The sequence below is a fragment of the Stenotrophomonas sp. Ste96 genome (genome assembly GCF_024519495.1).
Classification (GTDB): domain Bacteria; phylum Pseudomonadota; class Gammaproteobacteria; order Xanthomonadales; family Xanthomonadaceae; genus Stenotrophomonas; species Stenotrophomonas bentonitica_A.
This window is the reverse complement of record NZ_JALJRX010000001.1, coordinates 1,166,776-1,191,293: the sequence shown is the minus strand read 5'-3', so window position 1 is coordinate 1,191,293 and position 24,518 is coordinate 1,166,776. Positions and strand designations below refer to the sequence as shown.

21 protein-coding genes and 1 tRNA gene are annotated in these 24,518 nt (G+C 65.1%); 10 read left to right on the top strand and 12 right to left on the bottom strand.

What is annotated here, in order from left to right; all coding sequences use genetic code 11:
* Positions 1-104: 104 nt before the first annotated feature.
* Positions 105-178 (top strand) — tRNA-Gly (locus OC373_RS05420).
* A 122-nt stretch (positions 179-300) separates the two neighbouring features.
* Here the strand turns inward: OC373_RS05420 and OC373_RS05415 are convergent.
* The 5 genes from OC373_RS05415 to OC373_RS05395 all read right to left on the bottom strand — a co-directional run bounded on the left by OC373_RS05415 (position 301) and on the right by OC373_RS05395 (position 4,974).
* The gene (locus tag OC373_RS05415; RefSeq protein WP_261997209.1) at positions 301-1,002 is read right to left on the bottom strand and encodes an ABC transporter ATP-binding protein; all 702 of its coding nucleotides are present in this window, start codon (positions 1,000-1,002) and stop codon (positions 301-303) included.
* A complete protein-coding gene (locus OC373_RS05410) occupies positions 999-2,051 on the bottom strand; it encodes an efflux RND transporter periplasmic adaptor subunit (protein WP_261997208.1) in 1,053 nt (350 codons plus the stop codon). The genes OC373_RS05415 and OC373_RS05410 overlap by 4 nt, the downstream gene beginning before the upstream one ends.
* Before the next feature lie 136 nt (positions 2,052-2,187).
* Entirely contained in the window at positions 2,188-3,366 is a 1,179-nt protein-coding gene (locus OC373_RS05405) for an FtsX-like permease family protein (protein WP_261997207.1), read from the bottom strand.
* Positions 3,367-3,403: 37 nt separating this feature from the next.
* Entirely contained in the window at positions 3,404-4,561 is a 1,158-nt protein-coding gene (locus OC373_RS05400) for an FtsX-like permease family protein (protein WP_261997206.1), read from the bottom strand.
* 266 nt (positions 4,562-4,827) lie between these two features.
* The gene (locus tag OC373_RS05395) at positions 4,828-4,974 is read right to left on the bottom strand and encodes a hypothetical protein (protein WP_261997205.1); all 147 of its coding nucleotides are present in this window, start codon (positions 4,972-4,974) and stop codon (positions 4,828-4,830) included.
* 478 nt (positions 4,975-5,452) lie between these two features.
* Between OC373_RS05395 and rimK the strand changes: the two genes are divergently transcribed.
* From rimK to OC373_RS05375, 4 genes are all read left to right on the top strand, one after another.
* Complete coding sequence (rimK, locus tag OC373_RS05390; protein ID WP_019183931.1) at positions 5,453-6,346, top strand: 30S ribosomal protein S6--L-glutamate ligase; 894 nt, start codon at positions 5,453-5,455, stop codon at positions 6,344-6,346.
* Positions 6,347-6,596: 250 nt separating this feature from the next.
* Positions 6,597-7,085, top strand: a complete 489-nt coding sequence (locus tag OC373_RS05385) for a hypothetical protein (RefSeq protein WP_254427764.1) — start codon at positions 6,597-6,599, stop codon at positions 7,083-7,085.
* A 153-nt stretch (positions 7,086-7,238) separates the two neighbouring features.
* The gene (locus OC373_RS05380; protein WP_019183933.1) at positions 7,239-7,916 is read left to right on the top strand and encodes a response regulator transcription factor; all 678 of its coding nucleotides are present in this window, start codon (positions 7,239-7,241) and stop codon (positions 7,914-7,916) included.
* Between the two features lie 4 nt (positions 7,917-7,920).
* Positions 7,921-9,243, top strand: coding sequence for a HAMP domain-containing sensor histidine kinase (locus OC373_RS05375; RefSeq protein ID WP_172838036.1), 1,323 nt, complete (start codon positions 7,921-7,923; stop codon positions 9,241-9,243).
* A gap of 103 nt (positions 9,244-9,346) precedes the next feature.
* Here the strand turns inward: OC373_RS05375 and coaE are convergent, their stop codons facing one another.
* The 3 genes from coaE to OC373_RS05360 are packed head-to-tail and all read right to left on the bottom strand — an operon-like array spanning position 9,347 to position 12,099.
* Positions 9,347-9,958, bottom strand: a complete 612-nt coding sequence (coaE, locus tag OC373_RS05370) for a dephospho-CoA kinase (RefSeq protein ID WP_261997204.1) — start codon at positions 9,956-9,958, stop codon at positions 9,347-9,349.
* Between the two features lie 10 nt (positions 9,959-9,968).
* Positions 9,969-10,832: an A24 family peptidase gene (locus OC373_RS05365; protein ID WP_046273837.1), complete on the bottom strand. Its 864-nt coding sequence runs from the start codon at positions 10,830-10,832 to the stop codon at positions 9,969-9,971.
* Positions 10,833-10,839: 7 nt separating this feature from the next.
* Positions 10,840-12,099 carry a type II secretion system F family protein gene (locus OC373_RS05360; protein ID WP_261997203.1) on the bottom strand — a complete coding sequence of 420 codons (1,260 nt, stop codon included), beginning with the start codon at positions 12,097-12,099 and terminating at the stop codon, positions 10,840-10,842.
* A 361-nt stretch (positions 12,100-12,460) separates the two neighbouring features.
* On the opposite strand from OC373_RS05360, the gene OC373_RS18880 reads away from it, so the two are divergent.
* Positions 12,461-12,850, top strand: coding sequence for a prepilin-type N-terminal cleavage/methylation domain-containing protein (locus OC373_RS18880; RefSeq protein WP_315985450.1), 390 nt, complete (start codon positions 12,461-12,463; stop codon positions 12,848-12,850).
* A 126-nt stretch (positions 12,851-12,976) separates the two neighbouring features.
* Entirely contained in the window at positions 12,977-14,707 is a 1,731-nt protein-coding gene (gene pilB, locus OC373_RS05350) for a type IV-A pilus assembly ATPase PilB (protein ID WP_019183939.1), read from the top strand.
* A gap of 92 nt (positions 14,708-14,799) precedes the next feature.
* On the opposite strand, the gene OC373_RS05345 is transcribed toward pilB, so the two are convergent.
* Positions 14,800-16,185, bottom strand: a complete 1,386-nt coding sequence (locus OC373_RS05345; protein WP_046273839.1) for a sigma-54 dependent transcriptional regulator — start codon at positions 16,183-16,185, stop codon at positions 14,800-14,802.
* Positions 16,186-16,255: 70 nt separating this feature from the next.
* Entirely contained in the window at positions 16,256-17,869 is a 1,614-nt protein-coding gene (locus OC373_RS05340) for an ATP-binding protein (protein WP_070425791.1), read from the bottom strand.
* A 333-nt stretch (positions 17,870-18,202) separates the two neighbouring features.
* Between OC373_RS05340 and sucC the strand changes: the two genes are divergently transcribed.
* The 3 genes from sucC to OC373_RS05325 all read left to right on the top strand — a co-directional run bounded on the left by sucC (position 18,203) and on the right by OC373_RS05325 (position 22,214).
* A complete protein-coding gene (gene sucC / locus OC373_RS05335; RefSeq protein ID WP_070425790.1) occupies positions 18,203-19,372 on the top strand; it encodes an ADP-forming succinate--CoA ligase subunit beta in 1,170 nt (389 codons plus the stop codon).
* 21 nt (positions 19,373-19,393) lie between these two features.
* Positions 19,394-20,269, top strand: coding sequence for a succinate--CoA ligase subunit alpha (sucD, locus tag OC373_RS05330; RefSeq protein ID WP_019183943.1), 876 nt, complete (start codon positions 19,394-19,396; stop codon positions 20,267-20,269).
* A 310-nt stretch (positions 20,270-20,579) separates the two neighbouring features.
* Entirely contained in the window at positions 20,580-22,214 is a 1,635-nt protein-coding gene (locus OC373_RS05325) for an NAD+ synthase (RefSeq protein ID WP_019183944.1), read from the top strand.
* A 26-nt stretch (positions 22,215-22,240) separates the two neighbouring features.
* Here OC373_RS05325 and OC373_RS05320 read toward each other — a convergent pair whose 3' ends face one another.
* Positions 22,241-23,452, bottom strand: coding sequence for a lipase family protein (locus OC373_RS05320; protein WP_070425789.1), 1,212 nt, complete (start codon positions 23,450-23,452; stop codon positions 22,241-22,243).
* A gap of 140 nt (positions 23,453-23,592) precedes the next feature.
* Complete coding sequence (locus OC373_RS05315) at positions 23,593-24,477, bottom strand: outer membrane protein assembly factor BamD (RefSeq protein WP_026069896.1); 885 nt, start codon at positions 24,475-24,477, stop codon at positions 23,593-23,595.
* Positions 24,478-24,518 lie beyond the last annotated feature (41 nt).

Sequence of the window (24,518 nt, the reverse complement as noted above, 5' to 3'; positions counted from 1 at the left end):
TTCGCGGGCGCCGCGCACGGCGCCGGAAAGCGTGAAACAACGGGCGGCCCAGTGCCGCCCGTTGCGTTTGAGGGCCCCGCCCGAATAAACTTACGCTGCGCCTTGCGGGTGTAGCTCAATGGTAGAGCTGTAGCTTCCCAAGCTACTGACGAGGGTTCGATTCCCTTCACCCGCTCCATATCCTCCTGTGATTTGGGGGATTTCGGCTACTCCTCACCCGCTCCATATCCCCGTGATATCGCGTCTGCCTTGGCGCGAGTTGCTGTCATCAGCCTGCCGTTTGATTTCCTCGACGCAGAGTCAGCTCAGCGCGGCATCGGCACCTGCGGGCTCGAGCAACTCTCCTTTGTCCAGGTGCATCACGCGTGTCGCATATCCGGCTGCTTTGGGATCGTGCGTCACCATGACGATCGTTTTTCCATGTTCACGGTTCAGCCGTTGCAGCAGGTCCATTACCCCGGTGGCGGACTCACGGTCCAGATCGCCCGTGGGCTCGTCGCAGATCAGGAAGGCAGGATCAGCCACGATGGCGCGTGCGATTGCGACACGCTGCTGCTGTCCACCTGAAAGCTCGGTGGGGCGATGGCTGACGCGTTCGGCCAGCCCGACCAGCTGCAGGGCGATTTCCGCCCGCCGGTTGCGCTCGGCTTTGGCTGAGGGCGACAACAGCAGAGGCAGTGCCACGTTCTGCAACGCGGTCAGGGTCGGCATCAGGTTGTAGAACTGGAAAATGAATCCCACGCTCTGGCTTCGCCATGCCGCCAGCTGCCTGCGCGTCAACTGATCAATGCGTTGTTGATTGACCTTGATGGTGCCAGACGTAGGTGTATCCAGTCCGCCGATAAGATTGAGCAGGGTTGTCTTGCCGGACCCCGATGGGCCCATCAGAGCCAGAAACTCCCCGCTGCCCACCTGCAGGTCCACCGAACGGAGCACGTCGACGTGCTGTTGTCCGCGTTGGTAGGTTTTAGAGACGTCGCTAAGCGAAATCGAACACGTCATTGCTGCTCCTGGGGGGGGATGGGGGTGCTTGTCAAACCTTTGATGTGCGGGCCTCCATGTGCCATACGTTCTGCGGAATTGCTGTCCCCTTGCCTGCGTGCGTTCGGGACGTCTGACGAGTTTGATGCTGCAACCAGAAAACTCACACGGGCGCCCATGTCGGGCAGGATGCGTGGGTCTTTAAGTTGCAGGCCAATACGGGCTTTGACCGTAGCCTTACCGCGATCCGCCGTAGGAATGATCGCGATCACCTTGCCTGGCAGGGACAGCTCCGGATAGGCATTGAGACGCACGTCGGCCGCCATGCCGATGCGCACGCGGCCGATGTAGGCCTCGCCGACATCGACTTCCACTTCCAGGGAGTTCATGTCTACGATGGTCGCGACACCGGTGCGCGTATAGCCGCTGGCAGCGCTCGGAGAGATGATCTCGCCGACCTGCGCAGCCTTGGAGGTAATGACGCCCGCAAAGGGCGCGCGGATTACGGCGTGGTCCATATTCACCTGTGCGACATCGGCCAAGGCGCGTGCCGCCTGCGCGTTGCGCCGTTGCGAGAGCATTTGGGCCTGCAGCTCATTGGCCTTTGCGGACGCCTGCTCGGCATCCTGACGAGACACCAGCCCGCTCTGTGAAAGTTCCAGCGCACGTTGGCTATCGCGCAATGCCTGGGCAAACAGGATCTCATGCTGGCGCGCGAGTTGCCCTGCCGCGGCGACTTGCCGCTGCGCCGATTCCAGGCCGGCCATGGCTGATCGCGCATCGAGTCGGGCAAGTATCTGCCCCTGCTCGACGTGGTCGCCCTCTTCAAACAGGACGTCGGTGACAACTCCGGTGAGCTGCGAGGAAACGGTCGCCGTCCGTCTGGCCACGACATACCCGCTTGCGTCTAGCGTGGATCCACTTGTGATCGTGGGCGTCGCAGGAACAGCCGCTCCAGCGATGGCGACGACGTCGGCGTCCGCAACCGTACTGGTGCGTCCCCAGAACCAGAGGCAAAGGCTGGCGCCTACAGCCACGGCAAAGCCGACGAAGACAGGTCGACGATCCAAGCGGGGCCGTGTTGCGGCAGGGTGGGTTGCCCGTTCGATGTGGAGCTCCTGCAGCAGATCGCCAGAGGTGGTTTTGGAGGCGTGGTCATGTCGGTAATTCCTTGACGGGCGGCAACAATGGCGGACGGCGGCGGACTCATTCCCTGAGGGCATCCACCAGTCGGCCTGACATGACCTTGCGCAGCGGCATCGCCGCGCTGGCCAAACCGACCAGCAAGGCGTAGCCAAGCACCGCGGTCATCACCTCGGCATCGACGACAAAGCGGGCGTATAAGGCCTGGTTGACACTGGACGTGCCAAAGCTCGCGCCATCAAGGAAGACATGGACAATTCCGAATGTAGTCGACGAGGCCAGCGCTCCAATGGCCAGCAGGTCGAGCAGCAGCGCAGTGCCCACCGCGGTGTCGCTGAAGCCGAGCGCCCGGAGCGTAGCCATTTCCTTGCGGCGTCGTTCCAGGACCATGCCCAGCGTGGTGGAAGTGGCCAGGATGGCACCTGCGCCCAGCAACAGGGACACGCCCAGCGCTGCGCTGCGGGCCAGCTGTGTCAGAAATCCGACCTGCTGTTCGTAGTACTCGATCTGCCCCAGGATTCGGACGCCTTGCAGGCGCGGATCATCTGTTGCGGCGGCCCGCAATGCGGGCAGCACCTCCGGCGAGTCCAGCTTCAACCATACGGAGGACACCCGGCCGGCGCGATTGTAGGCGGCTTGCAGGGCGGACAGGTCGGTCCAGATCTCCGACTCCCAGAGATTTCCCGCGGCGCTGAACTCGCCGATCCGCTGCCAGGATGAACCTTGGATATCGACGTGGGAGCGCCCGAGTTCCGGGAACTGGGCCGCCAGCGTGGCGCTGGCCGCCATCTCGCGGGCCCCTTCGCGGGGTTTAACGGGGACATTGATTCGGGCGGGCTCAATGATCGCCCATGTGTCGGCGGAGATGCCGCGCATCAGTACCGAGGTCGTTTGCCCGTCTATCCGCGATAGTTTGGCGTTGGCAAGAAACTGAGGCGCGACGAGAGGGCGGCCGCTCGCGTCACGCTCTACATGCGGCAGGTGGGAAACCAATGCGACCTGTTCCGGCGACAGGCTGCTGCCGGCCTCGTCGAGCGCCCCGTTAGAGAGCGCCAGCGCGATATCCGGCTGCCCCGTCCGTCCGGCAATGCGGTCAATGCCGGCCGGAATGGCCAGCATCACTGCCAGCGCAGCCGTCGCGATCGCGAAGCCAGCCCCCATGAGCAGGGTGTCCCGGGGGCGACGGCGATGCATGGAGAGTAGAAAAGTCCACAAGGGCCCAATCTGCATGAGGGTATTCATGGTCTAGCTCGCTCGCAGTTGAAGGAAACGCCCGACCTCAGGTTAGGAGGTGATCAATGGGTCTCAGGCGCCTGACTTGAAGTGCAGGCCAGACGAGGGCGATGGCTGCGAGTAAAAGTAGTGCAGGCAGTAGTGATGCAAAGGCCCAATCCGGTACGCGCAACGGTCCGAGCAGCCAGGAAATCCGAGGGTTGAGCAGCGCTATCGCGCCCTGGCCGCCCAGTACGCCCAGCACCGCGCCGGCCGTGATCACTGCAACCATTTCGAGGACCAGTGCCCCAAACTGGAGCCCGCGACCGAATCCCATGCTCTGGAGAACTGCCATGGCCGGGCGTCGCTGGGTGACCAGATGTGCCAGCACGGTTACCCAGACAAGCAACGCGCAGGTGGCCATGGCCCCCATGATCAGCCCGAGCAACGCCTGCACCTGTCCAAATCTGCCCAATGCGGACTCCGTGCCGCTGGCGGGAGTGGCGTGCAATGGGGGATCACTGCTGGCAAACGCAAGATCGATTGATTGCGCTAGTTCACCCAACGTTGCGGCGTTCCCACCAACCACGCGTGCCCGCAGGACCTGATCGCTTCGCTCGTCCGGCATCAGGCGATTAAGGTAGTCGTAGTGACCATAGGCGATGCGATCATCCAGGACGCCGTGTCCGCCAGGTAGGATGGCGACGATGGTGACGGGAACGTCCACGCCGGACAGGTGATCTCTTGGGCTCAGCGACATTCCTGGCGCCAGATTGCATCGCGCTGCGGCGTCGGCACCCACAAGCAATCCATTGCGCGTGGATCTCCATCGATCCAGTACCTCCTGGCTGGCTCCCCTCCCACGCAGCAAACTGTCCACCCCGGATCCGCCATACGCATTGATGCTCAGACTGCTGCGCCCATCACCGCAGGGTAGGCTGGCTAGGCCAAAGTAGGACACTGTGGAAACGCCGGGCACCTCCTCGATACGAAGGGCATGACGCAACGGAAACGAGCCGTTCTGAGTCTGTGCATTGGCGACGGCCAACTCGGCATTGACCGCCGTTCCAACACGCGATGCGAGAAATGGAGAGGAAAATGCGGAGAGAACCACCCACGCGAGCGTGCACACAGCAAGCGTTGCCGCAAGGTAAAGCAGGCGCTGGGGTTGTTCAGCGGCGCGCATTCCGGCAATGCATGACATCGTGTGGAAATCTGACAACATGGGGTGCTTTCCTAATGGTGAACGCACTCTCATCCTTCATTGGCCGGTATTTTGTTCGTTGGTGAATACATGCCGATAATGTGCTTTGGCGGTTATCGATATTCTTTGCTGCATGGGTCGAAAAATTAAGCGTCGAGATGGCTTGGTGATTGTCGGATGCTCGGAACACCGACTGCTAGTTCATGCCATTGAATGCCGAAGCCTTGACTAGACGCCGTCTCTGAAAGGCTGGGGCATCTGTTCGCAGATGCCCCAGGCGTTACGTTTTACCGCTCAACAACGATGCAGCCCGATTTATCGCAGATGATGATGACGAGATCGGCCGCGTGTGCCCCGAACGACGCGGTTGAACCAAAGACAGCTGTACCAGCAACGGCAAGGCTCAGCAGAGATGCTCGGATTTTGCTGCTCATTTTTGTTCCCCTTTTTGTATTGCAGATGTGAGTCTGACTTGCCCGCCTGATCGACCGGCGATCACAAGGTATTCACAGAAAAATGTAGGAACAAGGACGAATGTCAAATTTTTAGGAACAGGTTAAAAACAGGATTTTTCCTACGCCAAGGCGCAGAGTTCATGATGTTCTCAGGGCGTGCCAATGGCGCTATAAAGCCGGTTTTGATCTGTTTCGACCCTCGGCTTTTCCCAAAAAAAACATCTCCGCTATCATTCCACTAGGTTTGTCGTGTCGTTTGCAAATCGAATGGGCGAGGTAAAGTCGAAAACAAGGCGCCACACTGCTGGGCGTGGCGGTGAGACCTGATGCCCTGGATCGCCTGACCGTTTGGCCCAAACCATTCGCCGATTGGCTGCCTCCAGCGGCCACCTGATCACCGTCATCGCGGCCTACACGCCACGCGCTATGCTTCGCGCTTTCCAGCCCCTGCGCCGCGATGAAACTCGCCATCCTGTCCCGCAACAGCAAGCTGTACTCCACGCGTCGCCTGGTGGAGGCCGCCCGTGCGCGGGGCCATACCGTGCGCATCCTCGATCCGTTGCGCTGTTACATGCGCATCGCCGCGGATGGCTTCACCATGCATTACAAGGGCCGGCCGATCACCGGGGTGGACGCGGTGATCCCGCGCATCGGTGCTTCGGTCACCCGCTACGGGACGGCCGTGCTGCGCCAGTTCGAGATGATGGGCGCCCGCACGCCCAACCCCTCCGATGCGATCCTGCGTGCCCGCGACAAGCTGCGCGCGCACCAGATCCTGGCCTCCAAGGGCATCGACATGCCGGTCACGGTGTTCGGCGACAACCCGGACGACACCGTCGATCTGCTCTCGATGCTCGGCCCGCCGCCGCACGTGGTGAAGCTCAACGAGGGCACCCAGGGCCGTGGCGTGATCCTGACCGAGAAGGCCAGCGCCTCACGCGGCATCGTGGAGGCGCTGCGCGGGCTCTACGCCAACTTCCTGATGCAGGAGTTCATCGGCGAGGCGCAGGGCGCCGACCTGCGCTGCCTGGTGGTGGGTGACCAGGTGGTCGGGGCGATGCAACGGCAGGCGCCGGAGGGAGACTTCCGCTCCAACCTGCATGCCGGCGGCAGTGCCCGCGCCGCCAAGGCCAGCCGGGCCGAGCAGCTGGTGGCGGTGCGCTCGGCCAAGGCGCTCGGGCTGGGCGTGGCCGGCGTGGATCTGATCCGCTCCAGCCGCGGCCCGCTGGTGCTGGAGGTCAACTCCACCCCCGGCCTGGAGGGGATCGAGGCGATCTGCCAGGCCGACTTGGCCGGGCGCATCATCGACCACGTTGCTTCGTTGAAAAAGCCTTCAAATACAAAGGGTTGATTGGGTATTTCAATGCCGCTCGAGGTCTTAACATCGGTTTAATCGACCCCGGCGTAGGCTCTGTCGAACCGCAGCTCTGCCCTCCTCAGCAGGATCGGTAATCGGGAAACACCTTCAGGCCCGGCCAGCTTCGTCTGTCCGGGCCTTTTTCTGCCCGCGCAGGGCCTGCGGCCCCTGCCATGAGTAACTTGTCGGGCCCAGTGCATCCTCGTAGAGTTGGTGTTCATTCATGTGGATAAGGAAGTCGCAGATGTCACAGATGCATCGAATCATCGCTGTCGCGCTGCTCGGCTGTCTTTCGCTGGGTGCCCATGCCAAGCCGCCGGCGAACCCCGATGAGGCCGCGATGGCGCTTGCCGACGATGCGCCGGTTGCCGAGCAGCTGGCCAAGGTCGAGCGCGCGCTGCACAGTGAGGATTACAGTGAGCTGAGCGTGGCCGACAAGAGCCGCGTCCAGGCCGCTCTGGACCGTATCCGCACCAGGATGGCGGGCCGTGAGCGATTCGATCAGCTCACCCCGCCGCAGAAAGTAGAGGTCTTCAACGACCAGGAAGTGGTCAATACCTTGATGACCAACGCCAAGGAAGACAGTCGCATGGTCTGCCGCAGCGAACGTCCGATCGGCAGCAACCGCCCCCAGCGCACCTGCATGACGGTGGCCCAGCGCCGCCAGGCGACGGAAGACGCCCGGCAGATGAAGCGTGAGCTTCGGATTTCCGAACCCAAAGATGACAGGTGATCACCGCTGTGTTTTGACGCTGCGCCAGCATTCGACGGTGTCTAATGTTAAGAATCGACGCTGTATGGTCAGCGTGAGGTCGCGCAGTCCCGTTCCCATCGCTGCCCTGCGGCTCCGTTCTTTCCGTTGAACCCCCACGAATCAGAGGTCCCAGTGCGAATTCTCGTCATCGAAGACAACAGCGACATTGCCGCCAACCTCGGCGATTACCTCGAAGACCGCGGTCACACCGTCGACTTCGCCGCCGATGGCGTCACCGGCCTGCACCTGGCGGTCGTCCATGAGTTCGACGCGATCGTGCTGGACCTCAACCTGCCCGGCATGGATGGGATCGAGGTCTGTCGCAAGCTCCGCAACGAGGCGCGCAAGCAGACCCCGGTGCTGATGCTGACGGCCCGCGATTCGCTGGACAACAAGCTGGCCGGCTTCGACTCCGGCGCCGACGACTACCTGATCAAGCCGTTCGCGCTGCAGGAAGTCGAGGTGCGTCTTAACGCCCTGTCGCGTCGCGGCAAGGGCGTGCAGACCCGCGTGCTGGAAACCGGCGATCTGGAATACAACCTGGACACGCTGGAAGTGCGCCGCCAGGGCAAGCTGCTGCAGCTCAACCCGACCGCGCTGAAGATCCTGCAGGCGCTGATGGAGGCCTCCCCGGCCGTCGTCACCCGCCAGGAACTGGAAACCCGGGTCTGGGGCGAAGAGCTGCCGGATTCGGATTCCCTGCGCGTGCACATCCACGGCCTGCGCGCCGTGGTCGACAAGCCCTTCGAAGTCCCGATGATCCAGACCCGCCATGGCATCGGATACCGCATCGCCGCGCCGGAAGCCTGATCCGGTGACGGGGAAGGGGGAGCGTCGCCGCGCGCCATACCGGCGGCGGCTTCGCAGCCGCATCATCGTCTCGTTCGTGCTGTTGGGCTTCTGCCTGACCACGCTGTTTGCGTTTGCCACCAACTGGGCGCGGGCCCGGGTGGAGAATCAGCTCGTCGAAGACGTGATGAACCGCAACATCGATGAGTTCGCGCGCCGGTTCTACGAGAGCCCGGGGCGCAATCCCGCCGTCCCCGTGCAGCAGATCCGTGCTTTCGCCTACCCCAGCGACAAGTTCGACCGCGTGCGCGAAGAGCGTCCGGAGTGGGCGGCGTTTGCCACAGGCAACTACAAGCTCAGCGGCGTGGACGAGCACAACGAACCGTTCTCCTACAAGCTGGCCGTCCGCAAAGCGCCGGATGCATGGTTCTTCCTCGCCTATGACATGACCGAGAGCATCCGCGGCGAGGAGCAGCTCAAGCGCGCGCTGTTCTTCTCCGTGCTGGTGTTCAGCGCCCTGTCCCTGGTGCTGGGCTGGTGGTCCGCCTCCAAGGTGATGAAGCCGGTCTCCGATCTGGCCGCCCGCCTGCGTGCGTATCGCGGTGGCACCAGTGAGCCCGAACCGCTGGCACCGCGCTTCCCGGACGATGAAGTGGGCCAGCTGGCCCAAGCGCTGGATGACTACTCCGCGCGGCTGACCGAAGTAGTGCAGCGCGACCGCGAGTTCAACGCCGACGTCAGCCATGAGCTGCGCACGCCGCTGGCCGTGATCCGCGGTGCTACGGAGCTGCTGCTGACCCGCCCGGATCTCGATCCCAAGGTGTTGCAGCGCCTGCAGCGCATCCAGCGTGCCGAGCAGCAATGTACCGATCTGATTGGCGCGCTGCTGCTGCTCTCGCGCAACGAGCGCGGGCAGGGCAGCAGCAATGTCGCGCGGGTCTCCGAGCAGTTGCTGGATTCGCACCGTGCCCAGCTCGGCGGCAAGCCGCTCGAACTGATCCTGGAAGGCAACCACGATCTGGTGATCGATGCACCGGAATCGGCGCTCTCGGTCGCGTTGGGCAACCTGATCGGCAATGCCGTGAAGTATTCGAAGGAAGGCGCGGTGCGCGTGCGGGTGGGCAACAACGCGGTCGAGGTGATCGACAGCGGCCCCGGCCTGAGCGAGGAAGATGCCGCCAAGCTGTTCCAGCGCGGTTACCGCGGCACGCATGCGGGTCATTCGCAGGGTGGGGGTATCGGCCTGTCCATCGTCAGCCGCCTGTGCGATCTCTACGGCTGGCAGGTCAACGTGCGGCCGGGCGCCGGGCGCGGCGTCATCGCCACGCTGACCTTCTCCCCCGCCTGAAACGGTAGAGCCGACCGTTGGTCGGCTCCTGCCACCGACGTTGGTCGGCTCCTCTCACCGAGTTGGTAGGCTCCTCTCACCGAGTTGGTAGGCTCCCCCAGTTCTACCGCGCCGCCAACTCCCGATAGGCCCGATCCAGCCGCTCCACATGTGCCTGCAGGTGGTCCGGGTGCCCATCATTGACCACCACGTCGTCGGCCAGCGCCAGGCGCGCCTCGCGGCTGGCCTGGGCGGCAATCATCCGATCGGCCAGCGCGGCATCGATGCCGTCGCGCTGCATCAGCCGCGCGTGCTGCACGGCCACCGGCACGTCCACCACCAGGATGCGGTCCAGCCAGGGGTACTGCTGGCGGCCGCCGGCCTCGGTGAGCAGGGGAATGGCGGCAATCGCGTACGGTCCCTTGGCCTGCTCGCAGCTCTCGCGCAGCAGCTGGCGGATCGCCGGGTGGGTGATCGCCTCCAGCGCCTGGCGCGCCTGCGCCGAATCGAAGATGCGGGCCCGCAGCGCGGCACGGTCCAACTGGCCGTCGGCCTGCAGGATGGCGTCCCCGAAGTGGGCGGCGATCCGCGCCAACCCCTCGCTGCCCGGCGCCACCACCGTGCGTGCGGCCAGATCGGCGTCGGCCACGGTGATGCCCAGCGCCTCGAAGCGGCGGCTGACCTCGCTCTTGCCGGCGGCAATGCCGCCGGTCAGCCCGATCACGAAGCGGCTCATCGCGCGGCCCTCAACGCAGGCCGGCGTAGCTCAGGTAGCCATTGATCAACGGCTCGCCCCACATGAAGACGATCCAGCCGGCAATGGCCAGATAGGGCCCGAACGGAATCGGCGTGGCCCGGTCGCGGCCGCGCGAGTACAGCCAGATCGAGCCGACGATGGCGCCCACGATGGACGACAGCAGGATGATCGGCAGGATGCCCTTGAGCCCACACCAGGCGCCCAGCGCGGCCAGCAGCTTGAAATCGCCGTGGCCCATGCCCTCCTTGCCGGTGAGCTGCTTGAACAGCCACCACACCGACCACAGCGACAGATACCCCGCCAAGGCACCCAGCAGGGCCGGTTTGGCGGGCATGTACAGGTTGTCGCTGGCCGCGATCAGGCCCAGCCACATCAGGGGCAGGGTCAATTGATCCGGTAACAGCTGGGTGCGCAGGTCGATACCGGACAGCGCCACCAGGAAGCAGCTCAGTACGATCGCGCCGAAGCCCTGCCAGCCGAACCCGAACTGCCAGACGCTGGCGGCGACCAGCACGGCGGTCAGCAGCTCCACCAGCGGGTACTGGATCGAGATCGGGGCATGGCAATGGCGACACTTGCCGCGCAGGACCAGCCAGCTGAACAGCGGGATGTTCTCGTACCAGGACAGCTTGTGCTTGCAGTGCGGGCAGTGCGAAGGCTCCACCACGATGCCCGGTGGTGGTGGCTCGTAGATGTCCGGCTCTTCCAGCACTTCGCGCGCATCGCGCTTCCACTCCCACTCCAGCCGCTTGGGCAGGCGCAGGATGACGACGTTGAGGAAGCTGCCAAGGAGCAGCCCCAGTCCGACCGCGGCGGGGTAGCCGAGGCCGGGATGCTGGTCGAGAAATGCCATTTATTGATTATCCAACCACGGAGGCGAGTTTGAAGATGGGCAGGTACATGCCGACCACCATACCGCCGACGACCACACCGATGAAGACCATGATCATCGGTTCGAGCAGGCTGCTCAAGGCATCGACCGCATTGTTGACCTCCTGCTCGAAGTACTCGGCCACCTTGAACAGCATGGTGTCCAGCGCGCCGGCCTCTTCGCCGATGGCGGTCATCTGCACCACCATGTGCGGGAAGATGTTGACCTGCTTCATGGCCATGTTGACCGGGTAGCCGACCGAGACATCGTCACGCATGCGCAGCACGGCCTCCTCGTAGACCTTGTTGCCGGTGGCGCCGGCCACGATGCCCAGCGCCTCCACCAGCGGCACGCCGGCCTTGAAGGTCACCGCCGTGGTCCGGGCGAACCGGGCGATCGAGCTGTTGTGCATGATCTGGCCGATCACCGGCACCTTCAGGATGAAGCGGTCCATGCCGTGCTGCATGGATGGCGATCGCCTGTAGGCGAAGATGAAGCCAAGCACCGCGCCGATGACGATGAAGAGAATCAACCACCACCAAGCCACCATGAAGCGCGACGCCGCCACGATCAGCTGGGTGAAGGCGGGCAGGTCCGCGCCGAAGCTTTTGAACACGTCTTCGAACTGCGGCACCACGAAGATCAGCAGGATCGCGCTGACGATCAGGGCCACCGCGATGACCATGGTCGGGTAGAACAGGGCCTTCTTGATCTTGCCCTTCAGGGCCTCGATGTTCTCTTTGTAGTTGGCCACCGTGTCGAGCACGGTTTCCAGCACACCGGCGCCTTCGCCGGCCCGGACCAGGTTTCGGTAGAGCTCGTCGAACTGCACCGGGTGCTTGCTGATCGCCTCGTACAGCGAGGAGCCGCCCTCGATGTCGGTGCGGACGCTCTCCACCATCTTGCGCATGCGCGGGTTCTTGTGCCCGCTGCCGATGATCTCCAGCGAGCTGACGATCGGCACGCCGGACTTCATCATCGTCGCCATCTGGCGGCTGAAGAAGGCGATGTCCTTGGTGCTGATCGCACTGCCGGCCGCCCCGAACAGGGGCTTGGGCTTGGGCTTGACCACGTTGGGCGTGATGCCCTGGCGGCGCAGCTCGGCGCGCAGCAGATTGGCATTCTTGGCCGGCGTCTCGCCTTTCATCTTGACGCCGCGTTTGTCGGTCCCCACCCAGACAAACGGTTGCAGCTCCATGGTGTTGCGGACCACGGGCTCTTTCTTGATCGCACTACGGCTGACAGACATTTTCTGGCTCCCCAGCCACGCCATCCCCAGGCGGGCTATCTCGCGGCATGGTAGCCGGTTCCGTTGGCGCTGGGCAGTCCTTCGGGGTGCCCCGAAGCGATGGGCTGGCGGGACCGGGTGGGTCAGAAGGTGACGCGGCCGGTCACATTGCCGGGTCCGTCGCAATTTGTTGCGCGGGGGGTTCCAATCCGGAAGATTGCTGCCATCATTGCGCCGGGGAATGCTGGGGAGCATTGCCGGCCCAGTTGGCATGCAACCTGCTTCGATCCACCCGCACAGGGCGCCCGCCCCGCTCAACCGGCTTGCCGGCATGGCGACGGCCCAGTGCCCTACACCTTATCTATCTCTAGGGGATGTACACATGAAGAACCAGAAGGGCTTTACCCTGATCGAACTGATGATCGTCGTGGCGATCATCGCGATCCTGGCCGCCATCGCGCTGCCGCAGTACAAGAACTACACCGCGCGCGCCAAGATCGCCCAGGCTGTTGCCAGCGTTGCTGGGGAGAAGATCAAGGTTGGCGAGAACCACAGCTCCGAAGTTGCCGACCTGTGCACCGGCATCGTCACTGGCAAGTGCAGTGGTCGGGGTGTACTGGCTGGTGCTTCGAACGATGAAACTGCCACCGTGACCATCACCCCCAACATCGATGACAATGGCGAAGCGCCGATCACCTGGGCTTGCGTCGTGGCTGAATCCGGCGCTGAGTCGTACAAGGGCAAGGACTGCGACAACTTGAATGCTCCGTAATTGATTGGGCTTCATGTTGTGCAGTGAGTTTCAAGAGATGCCCGCGAGAAATCGCGGGCATCTCTGTTTTGGCCAAACAATGCCGCCCTGTTGCTACTCTAGATCCGACCTGATCGAGCCCACCCCATGAACACTGTCGCCGCCACCGCCAACCTCGTCGGCATCACCGGCATTGCCCGCCGCCTGGTCCAGGACGGCGCGCTGGACGAGGCCGCCGCCCGCACCGCCATGGCCGACGCCACCGCCGCCCGGCAGCCGCTGCCGCAGTGGTTCGCGGAGAAGAAGCTCGTTACCGCCGCGCAGCTGGCTGCGGCCAACGCGCTGGAGTTCGGCATGCCGCTGCTGGACGTGTCCGCGTTCGACAGCAGCCACAACGCCATGAAGCTGGTGAGCGAGGAGTTGCTGCGCAAGCACCACGTGCTGCCGCTGTTCAAGCGCGGTGGCAGGCTGTTCGTGGGCACCAGCAACCCGACCCATTCGCTGGATGAGATCAAGTTCCACACCAACCTGGTGGTCGAGCCGATCCTGGTGGACGAGGAACAGATCCGCCGCACGCTGGAGCAGTGGCAGACCAGCCAGGACACCCTGGGCTCGGCGCTGGGCGGCGGCGACGATGACATGGGCGACCTGGATGTCTCGGCCGGCGACGAGGAAGGCGGTACCACCGATGCGGGGATCGACGCCAAGGGCGATGACACCCCGGTCGTGAAATTCATCAACAAGGTCCTGATCGACGCCATCCGCAAGGGCGCCTCGGACATCCATTTCGAACCCTACGAAGACGACTATCGCGTGCGCCTGCGCATCGATGGTCTGCTCAAGAACGTGGCCAAGGCCCCGGTCAAGCTCAACCAGCGCATCGCCGCGCGCCTGAAGGTGATGGCGCAGCTGGATATCGCCGAGAAGCGCGTGCCGCAGGATGGGCGCATCAAGCTCAACCTCTCCAAGACCCGCCAGATCGACTTCCGCGTCAGTACGTTGCCGACCCTGTTCGGCGAGAAGGTGGTGCTGCGTATCCTCGATGGCAGCGCCGCCAAACTGGGCATCGACAAGCTCGGGTATGAGCCGGCGCAGCAGAAGCTGTTCCTGGATGCGATCCACAAGCCGTATGGCATGGTGCTGGTCACCGGCCCGACCGGCTCGGGCAAGACCGTTTCGCTGTATACCGCGCTGGGCATCCTCAACGATGAGACGCGCAACATTTCCACCGCCGAAGACCCGGTCGAAATCCGCCTGCCCGGCGTCAACCAGGTGCAGCAGAACGTCAAGCGCGGCATGACGTTTGCCGCGGCGCTGCGCTCGTTCCTGCGCCAGGATCCGGACATCATCATGGTCGGCGAAATCCGCGACCTGGAAACGGCCGAAATCGCGATCAAGGCGGCGCAGACGGGCCACATGGTGCTCTCTACGCTGCATACCAACGATGCGCCCCAGACCATCGCGCGCCTGATGAACATGGGCATCGCCCCGTACAACATCACCAGCTCGGTGACCCTGGTGATCGCCCAGCGCCTGGCGCGCCGGCTGTGCAACCACTGCAAGCGCCCGGTGGAGCTGCCGGCCAACGCGCTGCTGGCCGAGGGCTTCACCCAGGCCCAGCTGGACGCGGGCATCAAGCTGTTCGAGCCGGTCGGCTGCGATGAGTGCACCGAAGGCTACAAGGGCCGTACCGGTATCTACCAGGTGATGCCGATGACCGACGAGATCTCCACGATCGTGCTGGCCGGTGGCAATGCGCTGCAGATCGCCGAGGCCGCGCAGCAGGCCGGGGTGAACGATCTGCGCCAGTCCGCGTTGGCCAAGGCCGCCGCCGGGGTGACCGGGCTGGCGGAGATCAACCGGGTCACCAAGGATTGATCAGCGCGGTTGGCTGATACGGAAAGGCCCGCGCAAGCGGGCCTTTCCGGTTCTGGGCTGGTGGATGCTGGGCCGCCACCCATGGGGTGGCGCTACTCCATGCCGAGCTTTTTCAGCTTGTAGCGCAGCGCCCGGAAGGTGATGCCCAGCTGGGCCGCGGTGCGGGTCTTGTTCCAGCGGTTTTCCTCCAGCGCCTTCTGGATCGCGGTGCGCTCCATCTGTTCGATATAGGAGGGCAGGGCGCCGTTGCCGGCCGGCAGGTCGACCACGGCTTCTTCCTGGGTGGCGGGCGCGCTGCCGGCCCCGAAGCGCGGGGCGTGCTGGGGCAGGCGCAGGTCGCTGGCACCGATGCGGTCTTCCTCGGCAAGCGCCAGCGCACGCTCGAGGATGTTCTCCAGTTCGCGCACGTTGCCGGGGAAGTGGTACTGGGCCAGCGCGTCCAGCGCCGAGGGCGCCAGCAGCGGGGTCGGGCGGCCGTGGGTCCGGGCCAGCCGGGCCAGGATCGAGGCGGCGAGTGCGGGCAGGTCGCTGCGGCGCTCGCGCAGTGGCGGCACGCGCAGTTCGATCACGTTGATGCGGTAGTACAGGTCGTGGCGGAAGCGCCCATCTTCGACCAGTTCGCCCAGGTCCTTGTGCGTGGCCGAGAGGATGCGCACGTCCACCGGTACCTCGGTGGCGGCACCGACCGGACGGATCGATTTCTCCTGGATCGCGCGCAGCAGCTTGACCTGCATCTGCAGCGGCAGTTCGGCCACTTCATCCAGGAACAGGGTGCCGCCATGCGCCGCCTGGAACAGGCCGGGCTTGTCGGCATGCGCGCCACTGAAGCTGCCCTTCTTGTGGCCAAAGAACTCGCTTTCCATCAGCTCTGAAGGAATGGCGCCGCAGTTGACCGGCACGAAGGCGCCGGGCGCGCGGGCGCTCTGCGCGTGGATCGTGCGTGCGACCAGTTCCTTGCCGACGCCGGATTCGCCAAGGATGTAGACCGGCGCCTGGCTGCGCGCGACCTTGCCGATGGTGGCGCGCAGCACATCCATCGAAGGTGAGTCGCCGAGCAGGCGTGCGGCCTGTTCCGGCGCGAGCGGTGCAGGGGCGGGGCGCTCGGTGTTGTTGAGTTCCAGCGCGTGCTTGACCAGGCCGCGCAGCACCGAGATGTCGACCGGCTTGCTGACGAAATCGAAGGCGCCGGCCTTCAGGGCTTCCACCGCCAGGTCCATGCTGCCGAAGGCGGTGATCATCGCCACCGGCGTGCGCGGGTAGTGCTGCGCGATCTCGGTGACCAGCTCGATGCCGTTGCCGTCGGGCAGGCGCATGTCGGTGATGCACAGGTCGTACGGGTTGCTGGCCAGCAGTTCACGGGCTTCGGCGAGGTTGGCCGCGGTGCTGATGCGCAGGCCCATGCGGCCCAGGGTCAGTACCAGCAGTTCGCGGATGTCACGCTCGTCATCGACGACGAGGGCGCTGCGGGTGTCATTCATAAGGAAGGAAGATAGCCGAGGGCGGTCATTGGCGACAAATGTTTGACGGAGGCGACCAGGTATGCGCCGCTCATCCGGCCATCATCGTGTGCGGGCCGGCCAGCACGAGCCGGAAACAGGCGCCACCGGCAGGCACCGAGACGTACTCCAGCCGTGCCTGGTTGGCGCGGCACAGCTCGCGGGCGATATACAGGCCCAGCCCGGTGCCGTGCTCGGAGGTGGTGAAGAAGGGACGGAACAACTGGCTGGCGACCGTCTCGGGAATGCCCGGGCCACGGTCCATCACATCGATGATGGCGGTGCGCTCCTGGCGCGCCACGCGCAGCCGCACGCGGGCCGGCTCATCGGCCACGCGGCCGTACTTGAGCGCGTTGTGGACCAGCACGGTGAGGATCTGGTGCAGGTGGCGCGGGTCGACCAGCGCGTGCACCGAGGTCTCGCTGATGATCGGTTCCACGCTGTCGGTTTCCAGCGACAGGCCCTGCTTGTACTCCAGTACGAAGCGGCGCACGAATGCGGCCAGGTCCACGTTCTCCGGGTTGGCGCGTTCGCGCCGCGCCAGCCCGAGCACGCTTTCGACGATGCCGTTGGTGCGCTGGCATTGCTGGTTGATGATCTGCAGCAGGCGGCGGTCGGTGTCGCCGATATCGGTGGATTCTTCCAGCAGCTGCGCGGCGTAGTTGATCGCTGCCAGCGGGTTGCGGATCTCATGGGCCAGGCTGGCCGAGAAGCGTCCCATCGCCGAGAGCGTCAAGGACTCGGCACGCCGCGAGACCACGGTCGAGTCATCCAGGAACACCAGGGTGAGGTCGCTGCCGGCCAGCAGGCGGGCGAAGCGTGGCTGCACTTCGGGTTGGTCCGGCGAGAGCTGCAGGGGCATCTCTTCATTGGTCCAGCCATTGCGCCAGCGCAGCAGCCGGCGGCTCAGCTCGGGCGCGGCACTGCCCAGTTCCAGCCGGCCGCTGCCACTGTTGCCGTCGGCATCGCCAAGCAGGGTGGAGGCCGCTTCGTTGGCCAGCGTGATGCGGTTGGCCCCGTCCACCACGATCACGCCGGTGCGCATGCGGCGGATGATCAGTTCGTTGATCTGGAACAGGTTGGCCACTTCATCGCCGCGCTGGTTGGCCAGTTGCTGGTTCATGCGGGCGCGGTTGCCGACCTGGTAACTGATGAAGGCGATGGCCAGGTAGCTGGTGACGAACATGGCCAGTTCGGCCAGCGTGCGGGTCGGGTCGCCGCCTTCGATCTGTTTCCAGAGATACTCGCCGGCGGTGGCGGCACTGGCGGCCGCGGCCAGGCCCAGCCCCATGCTCAATGGGAGCAGCGTCGCGGCGGCGGCGATATTGAACAGCAACGACATCGAGATGCCCGCGCTGGCCCCGGGCAGGGCATGGGCGAGCAGGGTGGCGGCGATGATGTCGGCGGCCACGCTCCACACCACGATGGTGCGCAGCCAGCGCTCGTTGCGGCCGAACAGCAGCACCAGCACGGCCACCGCCAGATAGCCGCTGGCCACGAACGTCGCCAGCCGGGGGTGGTCGGCGGTTCCCACCAGGCCGCTCAGCGGGCTGAACAGCAGCGCGCCGATGACGGTGGCCATCAGCAGGCGGTACAGCGCGAAGAAATACAGCTCGCGCCGCGGTATCGATTCGATGCGGTCGATCAATGAAGCACTGGGTGACACGCCGGAACTCCCCTTCTGGCATGGGGGCAGTGTAGGGGGTCCGGCCGGGTTTGGGGGCCGGTGGCCGGGGCGGGGTGTGTGAAGGCCGGACCGCGTGCGGGTGCCCGCACGCTGCGCGGGCGTGCCGCGGGCGACCCGGGTGGCTGTTTCCGGCACCTGCCGCAACTGTCTGAAATTGCGCCGGAAACGGTGCCTGGCCGGTGTCTCGCCACTGACTTCTTTGCGCCTGCGCGCCGGGTCGTCCACAATAGTGGGCCCGCCGCGGTCCTTACCGGCGCCCCCGTGAGGGAGCCTTGGAGATGCGTGCGGTCGTTCCTATTCCCACGGTGACGCATGAATTTCCACGAATACCAGTCAAAACAGCTGCTTGCCGAGTACGGCATTCCCGTTCCGGCCGGCAAGGTCGCGGCTACCCCGGACGAAGCGGTTGACGCTGCCAACGCCCTGGGCCAGGGCCCCTGGATGGTCAAGGCGCAGATCCACGCTGGCGGCCGCGGCAAGGCTGGCGGCGTCAAGTTCTGCAAGACCACCGACGACGTGAAGGCCGCTGCGGCCAAGATGCTCGGCACCAAGATGGCCACCTACCAGACCGCCGGCGTTGAACTGCCGGTCAACCTGGTGCTGGTGACCACCGCCGGCGAGATCGTCAAGGAACTGTACCTGTCGGTGCTGGTTGACCGTGGCACCAAGACCATCACCTACATCGCTTCTTCGGAAGGCGGCGTGGAGATCGAGCAGGTCGCCGCTGAAACCCCCGAGCTGATCCACTCGCTCAACGTTGATTTCGTTGAAGGCGTGCAGGGTTACCACGGCCGTGATTTCGGCTTCAAGCTGGGCCTGACCGCCAAGCAGGCCGGCCAGTTCGCCAACATCATGGTGAACCTGTACAAGCTGTTCAACGAAAAGGACCTGGCCCTGGTTGAAATCAACCCGCTGGCCATCCTGGACGACGGCAACCTGTACGCGCTGGACGGCAAGTTCGACAGCGACGACAACGCCGCCTTCCGCCAGAAGGCCCTGGTCGCCATGCGCGACAAGACCCAGGAAGATCCGACCGAAGTGATCGCTTCGGAGCTGGACATCAACTACGTCACCATGGACGGCAACATCGGCTGCATGGTCAACGGCGCCGGCCTGGCCATGGCCACCATGGACGTCATCAAGCTCAACGGCGGCGAGCCGGCGAACTTCCTGGACGTGGGCGGCGGTGCGAACAAGCAGCGTGTCATCGAAGCCTTCAAGCTGATCCTGTCCTCGGACAAGGTCGAAGGCATCTTCGTCAACATCTTCGGCGGCATCGTCCGCTGCGACATGATTGCCGAAGGCATCATCGCCGCCGTGAAGGAAGTGGGCGTCAAGGTTCCGGTCGTGGTGCGCCTGGAAGGCACCAACGTGGAAGAAGGCAAGCAGCTGCTGCGCGACAGCGGCATGGCCATCATCCCGGCTGACAACATCAACGATGGCGCCAAGAAGATCGTTGAAGCTGTCAAGAACGCCGCCTGATCCCGACACCAAGGAATTCCCATGTCTGTTTTGATTAACAAGAACACCAAGGTGATCGTGCAGGGCTTCACCGGCCAGCAGGGCACCTTCCACGCCACTCAGATGATCGAGTACGGCACCCAGGTTGTTGGCGGCGTGACCCCCGGCAAGGGCGGCACCACCCACATCGACCTGCCGGTCTTCAACACCGTTGCCGACGCCGTGCAGAGCACCGGCGCGAACGCCTCGGTCATCTACGTGCCGCCGCCGTACGCGGCTGATGCGATCCTGGAAGCCGCTGCTGCCGGCATCCAGGTCATCGTGTGCATCACCGAAGGCATCCCGGTGCTGGACATGCTGCGCGTCAAGAACGTGCTGACCCGTTCGCATCCGGACACCGTGCTGATCGGGCCGAACTGCCCGGGCGTCATCACCCCGGGTGAGTGCAAGATCGGCATCATGCCGGGCCACATCCACCAGCCGGGCAAGATCGGCATCGTGTCGCGTTCGGGCACCCTGACCTATGAAGCGGTCAAGCAGACCACGGAAGTCGGCCTGGGCCAGTCCACCTGCATCGGCATCGGTGGTGACCCGATCAACGGCCTGAACTTCGTCGACTGCCTGAAGCTGTTCAACGAAGATCCGCAGACCGAAGGCATCATCATGGTCGGCGAAATCGGCGGTGACGCTGAAGAAGCCGGTGCCGAGTACATCAAGAACCACGTGAAGAAGCCGGTCGTCGGTTTCATCGCGGGCGCCTCGGCTCCGGCCGGCAAGCGCATGGGCCACGCCGGTGCGATCGCATCGGGCGGCAAGGGCACCGCCGAAGGCAAGTTCGCCGCCATGGAAGCTGCCGGTGTCGTGACCGTCCGTTCGCCGGGCGACCTGGGCGCTGCCATCGCCAAGCTGGTGAAATAAACCGCCGGCCGCACCGCGGCCGACGCGTAGGTAGAGCTGACCGTTGGTCAGCCGCCGGTAGAGCCGACCGTTGGTCAGCCGCCGGTAGAGCCGACCGTTGGTCGGCTGCATCAAACAGAAAGGCCGCCTCCGGGCGGCCTTTCTGCGTTCAAGGCGACACCCGGACCGATAGGTCCCCACGGTTGTTCGATACGCACGCCACGTAGTCCCGGCCGCTGGCCGGCGCCGCATCGTGCTGCCGCCGAATGCGTGGTTGCCGGCCAGCGGCCGGCACTACAATGAGCGCAGTACACCTACAGGCTGGAACCCCATGACGTCGCTCCGCATTGCCCTGGCGCAGTTCGATTTCCCGGTTGGCGCGGTGGCGCAGAACACCGACAACATCATCGCGATGATCGCCGAGGCGCGCGATGAGTACGGTGCCGAGCTGGTGGTGTTCCCCGAGCTGGCGATCAGCGGCTACCCGCCGGAGGATCTGCTGCTGCGCCCGGGCTTCCTGTACGACTGCCAGCAGGCGCTGGAGCGCATCGCGGCGGCCACCACGGGGATCGCCGCCGTGGTCGGTTGGCCCCAGGCAGCCGGCGCGGTGGTCTACAACGCGGCCAGCGTGCTGCGCGACGGCAAGGTCGAACACACCTACCGCAAGCGCGAGCTGCCCAACTACGCGGTGTTCGATGAGCGCCGTTATTTCGATGTCGACCCGGACGGCGGCAGCTGCGTGTTCGAGCTGAAGGGCGTGCCGGTCGGCGTGCTGGTCTGCGAAGACCTGTGGTTCGCCGAACCGCTGGCAGACACCGTCCGTGCCGGCGCGCAGCTGGTGGTGGTGCCCAATGCCTCCCCCTACGAGCGCGGCAAGCACGCCCAGCGTGACGCGCTGCTGGCCGAGCGTACCCGTGAGAGCGGGGCCGCGATCGCCTACCTCAACGTGGTGGGCGGCCAGGACGCGCTGGTGTTCGATGGCGCCTCGGTGGTCGCCGATGGGGATGGCACGGTGCACCCGGCCGCCGCGGCCTTCACCGACCAGTGGCTGGTCGTGGATTACGACGCGGGTGCGCGCCGCTTCCTGCCGCGCGAGTGGATCGACGATGGCGACGAGAGCATGGACGCGCTGGCCTGGCGTGCGGTGACCCGCGGTATCCAGGATTACTGCCGCAAGAACGGTTTCAAGAAGGTCTGGCTGGGCCTGTCCGGCGGCATCGATTCGGCGCTGGTGCTGGCGATGGCGGTGGACGCGCTGGGCGCGGCCAACGTCACCGCGGTGCGGCTGCCGTCGCGCTACACGGCGGATATGTCCAACGACCTGGCGGCCGAACAGTGCCGCGCGCTGGGCGTGACGCTGGAAGCGGTCTCGATCGAGCCGGTGTTCGAAGGCCTGATGGCCGCGCTGGGCCCGATGTTCGAGGGGCAGGCGGCGGATGTGACCGAAGAGAACCTGCAGTCGCGCAGCCGCGGCGTGATCCTGATGGCGCTGTCCAACAAGTTCGGCGGGCTGCTGCTGACCACCGGCAACAAGAGCGAGTATGCGGTCGGCTACGCCACCATCTACGGCGACATGTGCGGTGGCTATGCGCCGCTGAAGGACCTGTACAAGACCGAGGTGTTCGGCCTGTCCAAGTGGCGCAACACCGTAGGCGGTGCGCCGGTGATCCCACCGGCGGTGATTTCCCGCCCGCCCTCGGCCGAGTTGCGCGCCAACCAGACAGACCAGGATTCGCTGCCGGCCTATGACGTGCTGGACGGCATCCTGTACCGCTACGTGGACCAGGAGCAGTCACGCGAGGAGATCGTGGCCGCCGGCTACGCCGCCGAGGTGGTGGACCGTGTGCTGCGCCTGGTGCGCACCAGCGAGTGGAAGCGCCACCAGGCAGCCCCGGGGCCGAAGGTCTCGCGCCGGGCGTTCGGGCGTGAGCGGCGGTACCCGATCAGTAACGGGTACAAGGGCTGAGCTGCCTGGCGAGGAGCGATTGCCGGCTACGGTGACGTATCCAGCAACGCTTCCAGTGCGGTGATTTCTTCCAACGCGTCGTAGGCCGGCGCGCCGGCCTCCAGGCGCGCGCGCACGAAGGCGAGGCCATCGGCTGCCGCTGCGTCCAGCGTGCCGCGGTGATCGACCGGGTAGGCGCGGAACGCGACCGGTTCCCCGCGCAGCGCCAGGCCAGCGGCATACAGAAGCGTGGTGACATAGGGCACATCGCGGTCCTGGCGCCCGTGGCCGAGCATCAATGGCTGGCTGAAGCCGCGCCGTGGCACGCCCAGATAATCGTGCAGCAGCGTCCAGATGCCAGGCACGGTGTACAGCGGCGCGCTGAACATCTCGCCGGTATTGGCGCCTTCCAGCAGCGTGCTCAGGGCACCCAGGCAGTGCTGGCGGGCCAGCGCGACGCGTGCGCGCCCGTGTTCGGACAGTACCTGGTCGATGTGTGGCGCAAGCTGCAGCAGACCGTCCAGCAGGTAGGCGTGGTACGCATTGAGCGCGCCGGGATTGGCTGTGAGGTTGTCAGGTTTCATCACCAGTGCGGTCAGTTCCACGGCAGTGGGGGTGCCGGTGGTGAAACTACCCCGGTACTCCAGCGACGGGCCGCCGTAGCCAGGCCCGATATGGCCGGCGGCGAGCGCGGCCGCCCCTCCCTGGGAGTGGCCCACCGAGACCCAGCGCGGGGCGAGGGTCGCCGGGCCGAGGTACTGACGGCTGGCCTTGATCATGTCGATGGTGTTGCGCGCAGCGGTCCCGACGTGGAGATAAGCATGCTCGCCGGGGCTGCCCAGCCCCTGGTAGTCCGCGGCTGCCACGGCGTAGCCCCGGGCCAGGAACTGGTCGAGGAAGCGGCCATCGCGCTCGGGCTGGAAGGGACCGGAAACCGATGGCGCACAGTGATCGGCAACGCCCTGGGTGCCATGCGCCCAGGAGACGACCGGCCAGCCACCGGGGGGTGCAGTGCCCGCTGGGAGGTACAGAAGCCCCGTGCCCTGGGCCAGGTGGCCGTGGTGGTCGGGCGTGCGATAGCTCAGCTTGTAGGCGTGGGCGGCACGGGAAGGCACCCAACTGGCCTGATAGGACTCGGCCGAGATGAGATCGCCTGCCTGCGACGGCGCAGTGGAACCGGCTGCACCGGCGGCGAGGCCGAGGGTGGCGGAGACGAACACGAGGGATGCGGCGCGCAGATGGACGATCTTGAGCATCATGCAGACTCCTTGCGGGCGGGTGTGGCCGTGAGGTGTCAGTCTGAATAGCGCGGATCGTTGGCGCTGAGATGCCAGTCCCAAAAGGAGCGGCTTGGGAAACGTCCCTTGACGGAAAAGGCCCCTTTCGGGGCCTTTTTTTCTTACTTGCGATTCATCGTGGCGTTGCGTTCACCGGTACTGGCGGACTTCTCGCCGGCAAACGGGTTCAGCTTGCGGACCATCCACGGGTACTTCGGCCAGTTGCCCTGCAGCCACGGGTGGTCGGGCTGGTTCAGCTCGAGGACGCGGCGGGCATCGTCGGCCAGGGTCTTGTTGCCCAGGCGGGTGTAGGCCTCGCCCAGCGCGGCCACGGCGTCGTACTGGAACGCGCTCTGCGGGTAGTTTTCCAGCAGGAAGTTGGCGCGGCCGGCGGCCGAGACGTAGGCCTCGCGGCGCAGGTAGTACAGGGCGTTGTCCAGCTCGTACTGGGCGAACACGTCGCGCAGGGCGATCATCCGCTGGCGCGCATCGGCGGCGTAGCGGCTGTTGGGGTAGCGCTCGGTGACGATGGTGAAATCGGCATAGGCCTGGCGCGGGCTCGACAGGTCGCGGCGGCTCGGGTCCAGCGACCAGACGCGGCGCAGGAAGACCGTGTCGCGGTTGCCATTGGCCAGGCCGCGCAGGTAGTACATGTAGGCGATGTTGCGGTGGGTCGGGTAGGTACGGATGAAGCGGTCCACGCTGGACACCGCGTCATCGTGCTTGCCGGCCTTGTACTGCGCGTAGGCGCTTTCGATCATGGCCTGCTCGGTGTACGGGCCATACGGGTACTGGGCTACCAGGCGGCGGAAGCTGGCTTCGGCGCCGCTCCAGTTCCCCCCTTCCATGAGCTTGTGGCTCTTCTCATAGAGCGTTTCGACCGGCAGGCCTTCATCCGGATTCTTGCCCTTGGTGCCGCGGTGACAGCCGGTGGCGACGAAGAGCAGCACCAGCATCAGGGCGGCGAGGCGGACGGGCGCGGACAGCATAACGGAGCGTCGGATCATGGGGTCAGGGCGGGACGCGGCTGGAATACGAAGGGTCGATG